Annotated in this window: 13 protein-coding genes; 11 read left to right on the top strand and 2 right to left on the bottom strand. The window is 68.9% G+C overall.

Translation table 11 applies throughout. From position 1 onward, the window contains the following. The first annotated feature begins 6 nt into the window (after positions 1–6). Together NBY65_RS27400 and hydF are read left to right on the top strand one after the other, a co-directional pair. Positions 7–1,395, top strand: coding sequence for an aspartate ammonia-lyase (locus tag NBY65_RS27400; RefSeq protein ID WP_150038717.1), 1,389 nt, complete (start codon positions 7–9; stop codon positions 1,393–1,395). Between the two features lie 4 nt (positions 1,396–1,399). After that, a complete protein-coding gene (gene hydF, locus NBY65_RS27395) occupies positions 1,400–2,632 on the top strand; it encodes a [FeFe] hydrogenase H-cluster maturation GTPase HydF (protein WP_150038715.1) in 1,233 nt (410 codons plus the stop codon). A gap of 83 nt (positions 2,633–2,715) precedes the next feature. Here the strand turns inward: hydF and NBY65_RS27390 are convergent, their stop codons facing one another. Further along, positions 2,716–2,913, bottom strand: a complete 198-nt coding sequence (locus tag NBY65_RS27390; protein ID WP_150038713.1) for a hypothetical protein — start codon at positions 2,911–2,913, stop codon at positions 2,716–2,718. 134 nt (positions 2,914–3,047) lie between these two features. Here NBY65_RS27390 and NBY65_RS27385 point away from each other — a divergent pair, with 134 nt between their 5' ends. From NBY65_RS27385 to NBY65_RS27375, 3 genes are all read left to right on the top strand, one after another. Beyond that, positions 3,048–3,839: an enoyl-CoA hydratase gene (locus NBY65_RS27385; RefSeq protein ID WP_150038711.1), complete on the top strand. Its 792-nt coding sequence runs from the start codon at positions 3,048–3,050 to the stop codon at positions 3,837–3,839. 20 nt (positions 3,840–3,859) lie between these two features. Then, complete coding sequence (locus NBY65_RS27380; RefSeq protein WP_150038709.1) at positions 3,860–4,714, top strand: VOC family protein; 855 nt, start codon at positions 3,860–3,862, stop codon at positions 4,712–4,714. Positions 4,715–4,892: 178 nt separating this feature from the next. Further along, on the top strand, positions 4,893–6,311 hold the full coding sequence (locus NBY65_RS27375; protein ID WP_239002639.1) for a glycosyltransferase family 4 protein: 1,419 nt from the start codon (positions 4,893–4,895) through the stop codon (positions 6,309–6,311). A 65-nt stretch (positions 6,312–6,376) separates the two neighbouring features. Here NBY65_RS27375 and NBY65_RS27370 read toward each other — a convergent pair whose 3' ends face one another. Then, positions 6,377–7,624, bottom strand: coding sequence for a polyhydroxyalkanoate depolymerase (locus NBY65_RS27370; protein ID WP_150038705.1), 1,248 nt, complete (start codon positions 7,622–7,624; stop codon positions 6,377–6,379). A 541-nt stretch (positions 7,625–8,165) separates the two neighbouring features. Here NBY65_RS27370 and NBY65_RS27365 point away from each other — a divergent pair. The 6 genes from NBY65_RS27365 (at position 8,166) to NBY65_RS27340 (ending at position 16,173) form a co-directional block, all read left to right on the top strand. Next, positions 8,166–9,344, top strand: coding sequence for an acetyl-CoA C-acyltransferase family protein (locus tag NBY65_RS27365; protein WP_150038703.1), 1,179 nt, complete (start codon positions 8,166–8,168; stop codon positions 9,342–9,344). Positions 9,345–9,458: 114 nt separating this feature from the next. Then, on the top strand, positions 9,459–9,863 hold the full coding sequence (locus NBY65_RS27360; RefSeq protein ID WP_150038701.1) for a hypothetical protein: 405 nt from the start codon (positions 9,459–9,461) through the stop codon (positions 9,861–9,863). Positions 9,864–9,973: 110 nt separating this feature from the next. Next, positions 9,974–10,360, top strand: coding sequence for a FixH family protein (locus NBY65_RS27355; protein ID WP_162530355.1), 387 nt, complete (start codon positions 9,974–9,976; stop codon positions 10,358–10,360). A 1-nt stretch (position 10,361) separates the two neighbouring features. Beyond that, a complete protein-coding gene (locus NBY65_RS27350; protein ID WP_150038697.1) occupies positions 10,362–11,624 on the top strand; it encodes a TolC family protein in 1,263 nt (420 codons plus the stop codon). After that, complete coding sequence (locus NBY65_RS27345) at positions 11,621–12,988, top strand: efflux RND transporter periplasmic adaptor subunit (protein ID WP_150038695.1); 1,368 nt, start codon at positions 11,621–11,623, stop codon at positions 12,986–12,988. Before NBY65_RS27350 ends, NBY65_RS27345 begins: the two co-directional genes overlap by 4 nt. Continuing rightward, positions 12,985–16,173: an efflux RND transporter permease subunit gene (locus NBY65_RS27340; protein ID WP_150038693.1), complete on the top strand. Its 3,189-nt coding sequence runs from the start codon at positions 12,985–12,987 to the stop codon at positions 16,171–16,173. Before NBY65_RS27345 ends, NBY65_RS27340 begins: the two co-directional genes overlap by 4 nt. Positions 16,174–16,208 lie beyond the last annotated feature (35 nt).

Genomic DNA, 16,208 nt, shown 5'->3' with positions numbered 1-16,208 from the left:
GGCGGCATGCGCACCGAGCACGATCTGCTGGGCGCGCATGCCGTGCCCGACTCCGCCTATTGGGGCGTGCATACCGCCCGGGCGGTGGAGAATTTCCCGCTGCTCGGGCAACCGCCGGCGGCCGCGCTGGTGCGGGCGATGGCGGTGGTGAAGCGCGCCTGCGCCCGCACCAACCGCGAACTTGGCTTCCTCGATCCCGCGGTGGCCGATGCCATCGTGCAGGCCAGCCACGAGCTGGCCGAAGGCAGGCTGGCCGGAGAGATCGTCGTCGACGCGCTGCAGGGTGGGGCCGGCACCTCGCTCAACATGAACGTCAACGAAGTGCTGGCCAACCGCGCCGGGGAACTGCTCGGCGATGCGCGGGGAAGCTACCGGCGCGTGCATCCGCTGGATCACGTGAACCTGCACCAATCGACCAACGACGTGTTCCCGACCGCGCTGAAGGTGGCGGCGATCGCGCTGCTGCGGTCCCTGGAAAAATCCATCGCCGCGCTGCAGGCTGCCTTCCAGGCGAAGGAGCGGGCCTTCGCCGACGTGGTGAAGATCGGGCGCACCCAGTTGCAGGATGCCTGCCCGATGAGTTTCGGCGCCGAATTCTCGGCCTGGGCAGAAGCACTGTCGCGCGATCGCTGGCGGGTGTTCAAGTGCGAGGAGCGGCTGCGGGTGGTCAATCTCGGCGGCACCGCCATCGGCACCGGCCTGACTGCGCCGCAGGACTACATCTTCCTGGTGGTGGAGCGGCTGCGCGAGGAAACCGGCTTCGGCCTCGCCCGCGCCGAGAACCTGGTGGACGCCACCCAGAACGCCGACGCCTTCGTCGAGGTCTCCGGTATCCTCAAGGCGCATGCGGTCAACCTGTTCAAGATCTCCTCCGACCTGCGGCTGCTGGCCTCCGGGCCGCGCGCGGGCCTGGGCGAGTTGCGCCTGCCGGCGCGGCAGGCGGGGTCGTCGATCATGCCGGGCAAGGTCAACCCGGTGATCTGCGAGGCGGTGGCGCAGGCGGCGATGCTGACCATCGGCCACGACGCCATGGTGACGATGGCGGCGCAATCGGGGCAGTTGGAATTGAATGCGTTTTTGCCGCTGCTGGCCCATGCGCTGCTGCAGAGCCTGTCGGTGCTGGACGGCGCCTGCCGGACCTTTCGCGCGAACTGCGTCGAGGGCATCACCGTGAATCGCGAGGTTTGCGCCGAGGACCTGCGCCGCTCCTGGGCGACGGTGACGGCGCTGCTGCCGAAGATCGGCTATGAACGCGCAACCGAACTGGCGCAGGCGGCGCAGGCGACCGGGCGGCCGGTCGCCGAACTGGCGATCGAGGCCGGGCTGCTGGATGCCGACACCATCACCGCGCTGCTCTCGCCGGAGGCGATGACGCGGCTCGGCTATCGGGGATAGGGCGATGCTGGAGACTCCCGCGGGGCTGCGACTGCATATCGGCGTCTTCGGCCGCCGCAATGTCGGCAAGTCGAGCCTGGTGAACGCGCTGACCGGGCAGAGCGTGTCGATCGTCTCGGACACGCCCGGCACCACCACCGACCCGGTGAGCAAGGCGCTGGAGATGGCACCGGTCGGCCCGGTGGTGTTCGTCGACACCGCCGGGTTCGACGATGTCGGCGACCTTGGCACGCTGCGCCGGCAACGCACCGAGGCGGTGCTGGAACGCGTCGATGTCGCGCTGCTGGTCTGCGGCCCGGAAGGCTACGGCGCCGACGATGCCGCCATCGTCGCGGCGTTGCGCGCACACGACACGCCGGTGCTGGTGGTCTTCAACAAATCCGACCTTGCCGCGCCATCCGCCACCGTTCTGGAGCTGCTGGCGGGCGAGGGGCTGGAAACGATCGCCGTCTCCGCCGCCACCGGCAGCAATATCGGCCTGCTGCGCGAGGCGATCACCCGGCTGGTGCCGGACGAGCGGCTGGAGGAACCGCGGCTGGTGGGTGACCTGGTGCCGGCGGGGGACCTCGCGGTGCTGGTGGTGCCGATCGACCTTGGGGCGCCGAAGGGGCGGCTGATCCTGCCGCAGGTGCAGGTGATCCGGGAGATCCTCGATTCCGACGCCATGTGCATGGTGGTGAAGGAACGCGAGCTGCGCGACGCACTGGCCCGGCTCGATCGCCCGCCGCGCCTGGTGATCTGCGATTCCCAGGTGGTGCTGAAGGCAGCCGCCGATACGCCGCCGGAAGTGCCGCTGACCACCTTCTCGATCCTGATGGCGCGCTTCAAGGGCGACCTGGTGAAGCTCGCGCGCGGCGCGGCGGCGATCCACGCGCTGAAGGCCGGCGACCGCGTGCTGATCGCCGAAAGCTGCACGCATTGCCCGCTCGCCGACGATATCGGGCGGGTGAAGATCCCGCGCTGGCTGCGGCAATTCGTCGGCGGGGGGATCGAGGTCGACGTGGTCGCCGAGCCCGACCTGCCGCAGGACCTGACGCCCTATGCCATCGTCATCCATTGCGGCGCCTGCATGCTGACGCGCAAGCACATGCTGGCGCGGCTCTACCGGGCGGAACGGCAGGGCGTGCCGATGACGAATTACGGCGTGGCGATCTCGCTGCTGCAAGGCGTGCTGCCGCGGGCTCTGGGTTGCTTTCCGGGGGCGCGCGCGGCGTACGAGGCGGCGCGGCGGGGATAGCTTGAGGCGCTGCCCCAAACCCCGGCAGGAGGCTCTGCCTCCTGCACCTCCGCCAAGGGCAAAGCCCTTGGATCCCGATGAACTCAGGGGGCCTTGATCTGCGTGCTGGGATCGCGCGGGAACAGCGCCCCGTTGCAGAAAGGCGGGCGGTTGTTATTGCCACAGCCGTTCTTGGGGCCGCTGAATACGTCTTGGCCGCGAGCCAGCACATCATCGGCAGTGCAGGCGACCAGCCCGAGAGCCATCATCAGCAGCACGGCTCGGAGAATGGCGATCGGCATCCGCTGTTCGCACCGTTTGGTTACGTTCCCCATTTTATCAGTATCCAACTTGGGGTGAAACCCCGGCCTTGTTCTTCATCCTGGCACAATCCGCCAGAGTGACGGAACATGGTGCCAGGGTGGAGGAAAACGCCATGGATACGGGTCCCGTGCAGGAGAAGCTGCTGCGTCGTGACGAGGCCGGGGTCGCCTGGTTGACGCTGAACCGGCCGCAGGCGCGCAACGCCCTGTCGGTTGCCTTGCTCGAGGCATTGTACGCGACCCTGGATGAGGTTGCCGCTGACCCGTCGGTACAGGTCATCGTCATCGGCGGAGCCGGCCCGGCCTTCTGCGCCGGCCACGATCTGCGGGAGATGCGCGCCACTCCCGGCCGCCCGGCCTATGAGGCACTGTTCGCCCTTTGCGCGGACGTGATGATGCGACTGGTGCGCCTGCCCAAGCCGGTGATCGCGCGGGTGCACGGCATCGCCACCGCGGCGGGATGCCAGTTGGTGGCGAGCTGCGACCTGGCCGTGGCCGCCGACACCGCCCGGTTCGCGACCCCGGGCGTGAATATCGGCCTGTTCTGCTCGACGCCGATGGTGGCGCTGTCGCGGGCAGTGGGGCGCAAGGCGGCGATGGAAATGCTGCTGACCGGCGAGCCGATCGACGCCGCGCGCGCCCGCGAGATCGGGCTGGTCAACCGGGTCGTGCCCGAAGCGGCGCTGGACGCGGAAGTCGCCGCGCTGGCGGCTCAGCTCGCGGCCAAGAGCCCGCTCACGCTCGCCATCGGCAAGGAGGCGTTCTACCGCCAGGCCGAGATGACGCTGCACGATGCCTACCGCTTCACCGCCGAGGCGATGACGCGGAACATGCTGGCGCGCGATGCCGCCGAGGGGATCGACGCATTCCTGGAAAAACGGACGCCGCACTGGAGCGGGAGCTGATCCGACAGGGGGAGGGAAGGATGCCGCAGCACGTGTTCGACCGCAGCGCCGGGGATGTCGGCAACATCGTCGAATTCGGCCATGTCAATGTCCGGGTGCCGGACCAGCGGACGGCGACGCTGTTCTACGTGGTGGGGCTTGGATTGACGCGCGACCCGCATCTGATGGTGGGCGTGGACAATATGTGGGTCAATGTCGGGCGCTCGCAGTTCCATCTGCCGGCCGGAGCGCCGCAACTGCTGCGTGGCACGGTGGGGCTGGTGCTGCCTGATCTGGCGGCGCTGCGCGAGCGCCTCGTTGCAGTGGCGCCGCGGTTGGAGGGCACGCAGTTCGCGTGGCGCGACGCCGGCGAAGATGTGGAGGTGACCTGTCCCTGGGGCAACCACTTCCGTTGCCATGCGCCGCAGCCGTGTTTCGGACGGATCACGCTGGGCCTGCCTTATGTCGAGATCGACGTCCCCCCGGACAGCGCCGGCGCGATTGCCGGCTTCTACCGCGAGGTGCTGCATGCCGCGGCGCGCACCGGTGAGGATGCCCAGGGCCGCTTCGCCCGCGTCGTTGCCGGCGTGTCGGAAGCCATCCTGTTCCGTGAAACCACCCGGGCGCAACCCGAATACGACGGCCACCATATCCAGGTCACGCTGGCGGATTTCTCCGGGCCGCATCGCCGCCTGCTGGCACGCGGGCTGGTTACCGAGGAAAGCAGCCTGCACCAGTATCGTTTCCAGGATGTGGTGGATCCTGACAGCGGCGAGGTGCTGGTGACGATCGAGCACGAGGTGCGCAGCATGCGGCACCCGCAATACGGGCGTGTGCTGGTGAACCGCGATGCGGCGCCGGCCAGCGAGCCGCAGGGCACGCCGGCAAAAGAGTAGGGCGCCGGGCCGTGGCGCCGCCCCTTGCGGGAGCGGTGCCGCGCTGGCCGATGTCCCAGGCTGAAAGGAACCACGGTACGGCCGCATTCGTTTTAGCGTGATAATGAATCCCCCTGGTTCCATGCCATCGAATTGGCAGGGGGGAATGAATTTTCACGTTTCGGAGTTGGTCGTGTCGATGCGCGTCTGGCTGGATGTCGAGGATCTGTTGCAATACGGCCGGAGCGGCGTGCGGCCGAGCGGCATTCAGCGTCTGGCGTTCGAACTCTACCGGGCTCTGGGCGAGGTCGATGGAAACGGGCAGCAGATCCGTTTCCTGCGGCATGACAGCACCGGCCAGGGATTCGTGACGGTGCCCTGGAGTGACCTGGTCCGGTTGTTCGACCGCATCACTGCGACGAAACCGGGCGTCCAGGACGCCGCCCCGACCCCGACTCCCGTGCCGGCGCGTGCCTCACTGGCATGGCGCGTAGCGCGTGGTGCCGCGTCCTGCCTGCCCGTTCCGGTGCGCCAGAGCCTGGGGCGCGCGGTCTATCTGCAGCGCCAGGCCGTCAGGGAACTGAGTGGTGCGGCGCGGGGCGTGCTGGGCGCGTTGCTGCGGCATCGGCGCCGTCCGGACCGCGGGGACGAGGCCGGAACGATGACCGGCATGAAGCTGGAGGAACTGGCACGTCCGGGGGACGTGCTGGCGGTGATGGGATCGCCCTGGTTCTGTGCCGGCCACGATGCGATGTTGCGCTCCGCCAGGGAGGATCTCGGCCTGCGGGTGGTGGTGATGATCTACGACATCATCCCGCTGCGGCGCCCGGAATGGTGTGACGCCGTGCTGGCCGCCACCTTCCGCCGCTGGTTCCACGCGGTTGTGCCGCTGGCGGATGTGGTGTTCACGATTTCCCGTGCGTCCGCCGAGGATATTCGTGCCTATGCGCAGGGCACCGGCCTGAAGCTGGCGGGGCCGGTCGTTGCCGTGCCGATCGGCACCGGCTTCGGTGCCCCGCCGGCGGTTCCGGCGACGCTGGATCGTTCGCGGCTGCCGGAGCCGGGCAGCTACGCGCTGTTCGTGTCTACCATCGAGGCGCGCAAGAACCACGCCTTGCTGTTCCGGGTCTGGCGCAATCTGCTGGAGAGTCTGCCGCCGGGCGAGGTGCCGACCCTGGTGTTTGCCGGGCGGATCGGCTGGATGGTCGCGGACCTGCTGCAGCAGATCCGGAATTCCGGCCATCTCGATGGCAAGCTGCTGATCATCGAGAGCCCGAGCGATGCCGAATTGCAGGCATTGTACGAAGGCTGTCGGTTCACGCTGTTTCCCTCGCTGTACGAGGGCTGGGGCTTGCCGGTGACCGAGAGCCTGGCTTTCGGCAAGCCCTGCCTGGTTGCGGCCACGACGTCCCTGCCGGAGGCAGGGGGAAAACTGGCGCGTTATTTCGATCCGGAAAATGTCGCCGATGCGACGCGGATGATCCGCTCGGCCATCATCGACAAGGATGGGCTGCGGGCCTGGGAAGCGCAGGTGCGCCAGGAGTTCCGCCCGGTGCCGTGGACCGAGACCGCTTATGCCGTGCTCGCGGCGATGGCGCTGGAGCGTGCCGCCGCCTGATCCTGGGCAGAGTGGTGGGGGCCCGTCCCACCGGTGAGTGCCGGTGGGACGGGTAATCGCTTAGGTCAGGCGGCGCGGTCGCGATAGGCGACGTCGTGGTGGGCGCGGATGAAGGCCTTGATGCGCGGGGCGATCTCGGCCCGGAAGCGCTGCCCGTTGAACAGGCCGTAATGGCCCACGCCCGGCTGTTCCCAGTGCTCGCGCATTTCGGATGCGAGGTTCGGGGTCATGGTGTGGGTCGCCTTGGTCTGGCCGATGCCGGAAATGTCGTCGCGTTCCCCCTCGATGGTCTGGATCGCCGTGCGCTCGATCGCCGAGGGATCGACCCGGTGGCCGCGATAGAGCAGCAGGCCGCGCGGCAGCAGGTGTTCCTGGAACACGGAGTGGATGGTCTGCAGGTAGAAATCTGCGGACATGTCCATCACCGCCCGGTACTCCTCGTAGAAGCGGCGCTTGGACGTCAGCGTCTCGCCGTCGCCCTCCACCAGATGCAGGAACATCTGCCAGTGCGCTTCCATGTGGCGGTCGATGTTCATCGCCATGAAGCCGGCGAGCTGCAGGAAGCCCGGATAGACGCGGCGGAACGACCCGGGATAGCCGATCGGCACGCGATGGATGACGTGGCGGCGGAACCAGTCGATGCTGTGCTTCTTGGCGAAATCGTTGACCGAGGTGATGCCCACGCGGGTGTCGATCGGGCCGCCGATCAGGCTGACGCTTTGCGGCGCCGACGGGTCCTTCGCCTCGTTCATCAGCGAGATCGCCGCCACCACCGGCACCGAAGGCTGGCAGACCGCGATCACGTGGGTGTCGCGGCCAAGCAGGTGCAGGTAGCGGATGACGTAGTCGATGTAGTCGTTGAGGTCGAAATCGGGGCCTGCCAGCGGCACCTCGCGGGCATCGCGCCAATCGGTGATGTAGACGTCATGGTCCGGCAGGAAGGCCTTCACGGTGCCACGCAGCAGCGTGGCGTAATGGCCTGACATCGGCGCCACGATCAGCAATTTCGGATCATGAGGCCGCTCGACGGCACGGCGGAAGCGCAGCAGGTCGCACCAGGGATCGGTGACGACGATCTCCTCCGTGATCTCCACCGGTTCACCGTTGATGATGGTGCGCTTGTGCCCGAACTCGGGTTTGCCGAAACGGCGTGTACTGTGCTCGAAACTGTCAAGCGCGGCGTGTGTCAGCCGGCCGACCATGGTCGGACGCCAGGGATTGAAGGGCGTATCCAGCAACGTCAACGCATGATTCGCCAGCATCCGCATGGGGGCGAGAGTGACGCGCTGCATTTCATAGACGTGATAGAGCACTTCGTTTCCTTTACGTTTCCTGGGCCACGACGACACACAAGCCCTCTGGCACGCCGGTCGGCAGGAAGGCCGACGTGGAAGCGGAGGAGGGACGTGCGGGACGACGTGGCGTTTGTGTAACCGCCAATACACGCAAGTACACGGCTGTCCGCGTGATGGGGCCGTCACGCAGGGTCCGATTCTTGGTTCGTAATACGATGCTCCACAAGAACCGTGCCAAATGCAAGATAATCATTCATATAACCGTGTGAAAGGAACCGGCCGGCCGGTTGCCCCCCGGTAGCGGCAAGAACGGGGTTTCACGTGCCGCAGTTCCGGCACGTTATGTTGCGTCGCGGTATATCCTGTTGAATGAACTGGCCCGGACCTGCACCGTACGGAGTTAATTCCCGTGCGATGACGTTCCCACTCGCCTCCGACCGGCCCGTTGCGCCATGATGCACCCACTGCCGACGATCGCGCGGTTGAGCAAAGCATTGCGATGTTCGCCCACCTCGTTGCAGCAGGAGACGCAAAGTCGTTCGTATGTGGGAGGAGCTTCATGACCGACATCTACATCGTGTCTGGCGTGCGCACCGCGATCGGTGATTTCGGCGGCGCGCTGAAGGACGTATCGCCCAGCACGCTGGTCGCCTCCGTGACCAGGGAAGCGGTCAGCCGGGCGGGCGTGGCGCCGGACGCGATCGGCCTGGGCGTGTTCGGCCAGGTCATCCATACCGAGCCGCGCGACATGTATATTTCGCGGGTGGCGGTGATCGAAGGCGGCCTGCCACAGGAGACCCCGGCATTCACCCTCAACCGCCTGTGCGGCAGCGGGCTGCAGGCGATCCTGGCTGCTGCCAATGCCATCCGCGCCGGCGAGGCCGAGGTTGCGGTGGCGGGCGGCGTCGAGAACATGAGCCGCGCCCCGTATCACCTGCCGGCGCTGCGCTGGGGCCAGAAGATGGGGGACGTCACCGCGACCGATGTCATGGTCGGCTCGCTGACCGACCCGTTCCACCGCGTGCACATGGGCATCACCGCCGAGAATGTCGCCGCGCGCTATGAGATCAGCCGCGAGCAGCAGGACGCGCTGGCCGTGGAAAGCCATCGCCGCGCCAGCCGGGCGATCAAGGAGGGACGCTTCAAGGATCAGATTCTCGGCATCGAGCTGAAGACCCGCAAGGGAACGACCGTGTTCGATACTGACGAACACGTGCGCCACGAGATCAAACCCGAGGACGTCACCGGGCTGCGGCCGGCCTTCAAGAAGGACGGCTCCATCACTGCCGGCAATGCCAGCGGCATCAACGACGGCGCCGGGGCGGTGGTGGTGGCGAGCGGGGAAGCGGTGAAGCGGCTGAACCTGCGGCCGCTGGCACGACTTGTCGCCACCGGCCATTCCGGCGTCGATCCTGCCTATATGGGCATCGGGCCGGTGCCGGCGACCCAGCAGGCGCTGCAGCGCGCGGGCTTGAAGGTCAATGATTTCGACGTGATCGAAGCGAATGAAGCCTTCGCCGCCCAGGCCTGCGCCGTGGCCAAGGAACTTGCTTTCGATCCCGAGCGGCTCAACCCCAACGGCAGCGGCATCTCGCTCGGCCATCCGATCGGGGCGACCGGCGCGATCATCACGGTGAAGGCGTTGTACGAACTGCGTCGCACCGAGGGACGTCGCGCGCTGGTGACGATGTGCATCGGCGGCGGCCAGGGCATCGCGGCGATCTTCGAACGGGCCTGAGCCGGGCGCGAACCAGGCAGGCTTGCGCCGGCACCACCCGGCGCAAGCCTGCCCCTTGCGACCCATGCAGCCTTCCATCTTTGCGCGCGTCACGTGATCGCCTAGATTGATCCCATGCGTGCAGGTCTGCTCAGGCGTCTTGGGCTGATCCTGGTGGCCATCGCCTTCCTCGGCGGTGCCGCCCCGCGCATCAACGCGCAGGACATGAACGCGCAGGGCCGGGACATGGCCGGGGCCGCGACGATGGACATGGCCATGATGGATATGGCCTGCCACGCCTTCGCCGGCCCTGGCCAGGACAGCCATGAAGGCCATGGGCAGGCGCCATCCGGCTGCGACAAGCGGTCGCATGATTGCGTCCTGGCCTGTGCGGCCGCCTGCTCCATCGTCCTCGATCACCGTTCGCCGGCGGGCGAACCGGTCCGCTACGCCGTGCTGCTCAGGCACATCATTCCCGCCAGCACGCCGGCGCGGGGCATTTCCCACAAGCCGCCGCTCTTTCCGCCGATCGCTGCCTGACTGCCGACGCGCCAACGCGCGTCGCCGGACGGCCCGGCCGCCGTCCGTCCTCCAGCCACAGCAGCGTTCCATGACCGCGCGCAGCGGTCCCCGGAAAGAGAATGCGTATCATGAAGTTTGTCTCCGTCGCGGTCGCCGCGGCCGCGTTTGCCGTCGCCTCCCACGCCGCCCTGGCCGCTCCCGCCGATTACCGCTTCGAGGTGGTCGGCCAGGTGCGCCAGGATGATGGCACCGACACCATCCGCGTGCGCCTCGTCCACATCCCGGACGGCAAGCCGGTCCAGGGTGCCGTCGTGTTCGGCCCGAAGGCATCGATGGGGGGACATGGAATGGCGATGACCGCGCCGGCCAAGGCCCTGCCGCCAATGCCGGACGGGGTCACGCCCATCCAGGTCACGCCCTCGATGGATGGCCCCTGGACCGTGTCGCTGTCGGCCCGCGTGAACGGCGAACCCGCGGTGATCCGCGGCGCCGTGGACGTTCGCTTAGGCAAGTGACATGCCCTCCCTGTGGAGACGGAACCGGGGCGCCTCGCGCGCCCCGGTGCTGGTGGCGCTCGGCCTTGCGCTGACGCTTGCCGGCACGGTTTTCACCCCTGGCCACGCGGCCGAGCCCGGCCTCGGGGCAACACTGGAAAGCCTGATCGAAGCCGGCCACCGGCTCAGCCCGGAGTTGCGCACCGCCGCGCTGGAATCCGAGGCTGCCGCCGCCCGTGCCGATGGGGCCGGGGCGCTGCCGGACCCGATGTTCAGCGTCGGCGTGCTCAAGTCCCAGGGCATGACCTCGTTCATGCTGCAGCAGACCATTCCCCTGTGGGGCAAGCTCGGCCTGCAGAAGACGGTGGCGCTGCAGGCGCTCGAAGCCGTGCGGGGACGCGAACGCGCCGCCCGCAACGAACTGGACGAGCGCATCAAGATCGCCTTCGCACGCTATGTCGCTGTCTCCGGCGAGATCGCGCTCAATCGCGCCGTCATCGCCCTGTCGCGTCAGGCGACCGACGCCGTGCGCACGCGCTACGGCCAGGGCGAGGGGGACGCCGCCGGTGTCATCATGGCCGATACCGAAACCATCCGCGCCGAGGCGTCCGCGGCCCGGCTGGAGGGGGACCGCCGCGCCGTCATTGCCCGCATCAATGCCCTGCTGGCGCGCCCGGCCGATGCGCCGCTGGCCGCCCCCGCGCGGGCCCGCCGGCTGCCGGTCGCGCTGCCGCCGCTTCCGGATCTCGTTGACCGCGCCATCGGCGCCAACCCGGCCGTGGGCGTGGCCGATGCCGGGGTGCGGGAAGCGCAGGCGCAGCGCGAACTTGCCCGTCGCGCCTGGTATCCCGACGTGACCGTCGCGGCCGGCCCGGTGCAGCGCTACGGCAACTCGCCCAGCTTCGACGCCACGGTGTCGATCACCCTGCCGTTCCAGACCGGTCCGAAGCTCGCCGGGGAACGCGAGGCCGCCGCCAATGCCTCGGCCGCGCGCAGCCGGGTGGAGACAGAGATCGCGCGCATCCGCGGCGAACTCGGCGAACAGGTGGCGGCCTTCACCGCCGCGAAGCAGATCGAGGACATCCTCGGCAGCCGGCTGGTGCCGCGCACCGGCGCCGCCCGGAACGCCGCCGCCGTCCGCTACGCCGAAGGCAAGGGCGGGCTCGATGGCGCCATCCTCGGCGACCGGCGCCTGCGCGAGGCACGCATCGAGTTGCTGCGGGCACAGATGGACGGCGCCATCGCCCTCGCGGCGATTGAACGCCTGATCGGAGGCGAGCTGTGACACGTTCCCATGCTCTGGCCAGGGTTTGTCTCCTGGCCATCGCCCTCGCGGCTGCGGCGCCGGTCGCGGCGCGGACGCCGGTCTATTTCCAGGATCCGGACGGCAAGGCCGAGTTCTCGCCGACGCCGAAGCAGACCCCGGACGGCCGCGCCTACGTGCCCGTCTATGACGATGACGCGGCCGAGCCGGCGCCGGCGCCGCCGCCGAAACCGGCCGCCGCCTCGCAGGGCCGCGGCAGGATCCTCTATTACCGCAATCCGATGGGCCTCGATGACACCTCGCCCGTGCCGAAGAAGGACGGCATGGGCATGGACTACGTGCCCGTCTACGAGAACGACGCCGCCGACAGCGCCGCGGGGCTCGTCTCCATCGCCCCTGGCCGCCTGCAACTGCTGGGCGTGCGCACCGCGCCGGTGGCAAGCCGTGCGGCGCCGGTGCGCAGCGTGCGCGCCGCCGGCACGCTCGCTTTCGACGAGCGCGGCCTGTCGGTGGTGGTGTCGCGCACCGAGGGCTGGGCCGAGACGCTCGCCGTCGCCTCCACCGGCGAGGCGGTGCGGAAAGGCCAGGTGCTGGCGGAGATCTATTCGCCCGAACTGGCCGCCACCGAACGCGAATACGCGGTGGCTGGTCGCGTCGGTGGCGGGCTCGGCGCGGCGGTGCTGGACCGGATGAAGGCCCTGGGCGCGCCCGAGGACGAGATCGCCCGGTTGCGGCGCGGCGGCCGTCCCGCCCGGACCATCCCCGTGCGCGCCCCGGCCGACGGCGTCGTCATCGAGAAGATGGTGACGGCCGGCATGAAGGTCGGACCGGACCAGCCGCTCTATCGCCTGGCCGACACCGCCGCGATGTGGATGCTGGCGCAGGTGCAGGAACGCGATCTCGGCATGGTCGCGCCCGGCGGCAAGGCACAGGCGACCCTGACCGCCTATCCCGGCCGCAGCTTCGCGGGCAGCGTCGAGCTGATCGCGCCGAGCCTCTCGGCGCAGACCCGCACCGCCGCCGTGCGCATCGCGCTGCCCAATCCCGGCGGCATGCTGCGGGCGGGCATGTACGCCGCCGTCGACATCGCCCCTGTGGCCGATTCCGTCCCGGCGGCGTCGCTGGTGGTGCCGGACTCCGCGGTGCTCGACGACGGCGTCCGGCAGGTCGTGCTGGTCGAACGCGGCGAGGGCAGGTTCGAGCCCAGGACCGTCCGCATCGGCACGCGCGGCGATGGCGAGGCGCAGGTGCTGGACGGGTTGGCTTCCGGTGAGCGCGTCGTGGTGGGCGCCAACTTCCTCATCGATTCCGAAAGCAACCTGCGTGCCGCGCTCAAGGGTTTCAGCGCCGGCGCCGCGGGTCATGCAGGAGGCGCGCAGCCATGATCGGTCGTGTCATCGCGCTCTCGGCGCGCAACCCGGTCCTGGTGATCCTCTCCACCCTGGCGCTGGTCGCCGCCGGGGTCTGGGCCATCCTGGCCACGCCGCTCGATGCCATCCCGGACCTCTCCGACACCCAGGTGATCGTCTACACCGAGTATCCCGGGCAGGCGCCGCAGGTGGTCGAGGACCAGGTCACCTATCCGCTGACCTCGGCGCTGCTGTCGGTGCCGCATTCCAAGGTGGTGCGCGGCACCTCGGCCTTCGGCGCCTCCTACGTCTATGTCGTGTTCGAGGACGGCACCGATCTCTACTGGGCGCGCTCGCGGGTGCTGGAATACCTGAACTTCGCGCAGAAGCGATTGCCGGCGGGGGTCACGCCCTCGCTCGGCCCGGATGCGACCGGGGTGGGCTGGGTCTACCAGTATGCCGTCGTTGGAGCCCAGCGCACCCTCGCCGAGTTGCGCAGCATCCAGGACTGGATCATCCGCTTCGCCCTGGCAAAAGGCGAGGGCGTGTCGGAGGTCGCCTCGGTCGGCGGCTTCCAGCGGCAATACCAGGTGATCGTCGACCCGCGCCGGCTGCAGGCGCTCGGCATTCCGCTGGCCCGCGTGGCCGAGGCGGTGCGGGCCAGCAACCGCGATGTCGGCGGCCGCTCGATCGAAATGACCGAGACCGAGTACATGGTCCGTGGCCGCGGCTATATCCGCGACAGCGGCGACATCGAGCGGGTCGTGTTGCGGACGGATGAATCTGGCACGCCGGTGCTGCTGCGCGACGTGGCACGGGTGGAGCTTGGCCCCGACGAGCGCCGCGGCATCGCCGAGCTGAACGGCACCGGCGAGGCGGTGGGCGGCATTGTGCTCAAGCGCGACGGCGCCGATGCGCTGGCGACCATCCGTTCCATCCGCCAGCGCCTGGCCGATCTCGCGCCCAGCCTGCCGGAAGGCGTTTCCATCCAGGCGGTCTATGACCGCTCGGAGCTGATCCTGCGCGCCATCGCCACGCTGCGCTGGACCCTGTTCGAAGAAAGTCTGATCGTCTCGGCGGTCTGCGTCGTCTTCCTGCTGCACGTACGCAGCGCGCTGGTCGCCATCCTGACCCTGCCGGTCGGGGTGCTGATCGCCTTCCTGGCCATGCACGCGATCGGCGTGGGGTCCAACATCATGAGCCTGGGCGGCATCGCCATCGCGCTCGGCGCCATGGTGGACGCCGCCATCGTCATGATCGAGAACGCGCACAAGCGGCTGGAGCGGCTGGCGCCGGGCGAGAAGCGCGGCCCCGCCTTGCTGCAGGCCGCCACCGAGGTCGGGCCGGCGCTGTTCTTCAGCCTGCTGGTGATCACGGTATCCTTCCTGCCGGTGTTCGCGCTGGAAGGGCAGGAGGGGCGGCTGTTCCATCCGCTCGCCTATACCAAGACCTTCGCCATGGCCGGCGGGGCGCTGCTGTCGGTGACGCTGGTGCCGGTGCTGATGCTGGCCTTCGTGCGCGGCCGCATCATCCCGGAGGCGCGCAACCCGATCAACCGCCTGCTGATCGCGCTCTATCGGCCGGTCATCCGTCTCGTGCTGCGCGCCCGCTGGCTGACCCTGGCGCTGGCGGTGGCGATCCTGGGGGCGGCCTGGTACCCGGCGTCACGGCTGGGCAGCGAGTTCATGCCCTCGCTCAACGAGGGCTCGCTGCTCTACATGCCGGTGACGCCGCCGGGCCTGTCGGTCACCAAGGCCGCGGAACTGCTGCAGACCCAGGACCGCATCATCCGCAGCTTCCCCGAAGTGGCGACTGTGTTCGGCAAGGCGGGCCGTGCCGACACCGCGACCGATCCCGCCCCCATCGAGATGTTCGAGACCATCATCACGCTGAAGCCCGAGCAGGAGTGGCGCCCCGGCATGACGGTGGATCGGCTGGTGGCGGAAATGAACGAGGCGCTGGCCTTCCCCGGTGTCAGCAATGCCTGGACCATGCCGATCCGGGCACGCACCGACATGCTGGCGACCGGTATTCGCACGCCTGTGGGTGTCAAGGTGTTCGGCCCCGACCTCGGGCAGCTCGCCGGCATCGCCGCGCAGGTCGAGCGGGTAGTGAAGACGGTTCCCGGCACCACCAGCGCCTTCGCCGAACGCCTGCTCGGCGGGCGCTACATCGAGATCACACCCGACCGCGACGCCATCGCCCGCTACGGCCTGAATGTCGGTGACGTGCAGGAGGTAGTCGCGGTGGCGCTCGGCGGCGAGCCGGTCACCACCACGGTCGAGGGCCGCGAACGCTACAGCGTGAACATCCGCCTGCCGCGCGCCACGCGCGAAAGCCCGCAGGCGATCACGGCGGATATCCTGGTGCCGACCCCCGACGGCGCCATGGTGCCGCTCGGGCAGCTCGCCCGCGTGGCGATCACGCAGGGGCCGCCCGGCATCCGCACCGAGAACGCCCAGCCGGTCGCCTACATTTATGTCGACATGCAGGGGCGCGACCTCGGCAGCTATGTCGACGAGGCGGCCCGCGCGGTGCGCGAGCGGATCACGCTGCCGCCCGGCTACCGGCTCGAATGGAGCGGCCAGTTCGAATACATGGAGCACGCCAAGGCGCGGCTGCGGCTGGTGATCCCGGTGACGCTCGCCGCGATCTTCCTGCTGCTCTACCTGAATTTCGGCCGCCTCGCCGAGACGCTCATCGTCATGCTGTCGGTGCCCTTCGCGCTGGTCGGCGGGATCTGGCTGATGTGGTGGCTGGGCTACCATCTCAGTGTCGCCGTCGCGGTCGGCTTCATCGCGCTCGCCGGCGTGGCCGCCGAGACCGGCGTGGTCATGCTGATCTATCTCGACCACGCCTATCGGGACCTCGCGGAACGGCGTCGGCAGGAAGGCCGGGCGATGACCCGTGCCGACGTGCTGGCCGCGATCATGGAAGGCGCGGTCGAGCGGGTGCGGCCGAAGATGATGACGGTGACCGCCATCATGGCCGGGCTGCTGCCGATCTTCTGGAGCACCGGCACCGGCTCGGAAGTGATGCGCCGGATCGCGGTGCCGATGGTGGGCGGGATGGTGTCGTCCACCGTGCTGACGCTGGTGGTGATTCCGGTGCTCTACGCGCTGCTGAAAGGGGGCGTCAGGGAAGGCCAGGGCTCCGCCCTGGACCTGCCAAGGGCCACAAGGCCCTTGGATCCCAGGAGCGCTGCGCGGCACAGAGAATAAGGGGTTCCAAGGGCCAAGGCCCTTGGTGGAGGTGC

This window comes from Rhodovastum atsumiense (assembly GCF_937425535.1).
Lineage (GTDB): Bacteria > Pseudomonadota > Alphaproteobacteria > Acetobacterales > Acetobacteraceae > Rhodovastum > Rhodovastum atsumiense.
Note: the sequence above shows the minus strand (reverse complement) of the source record. Positions and strands in the feature narration are given on the sequence as shown.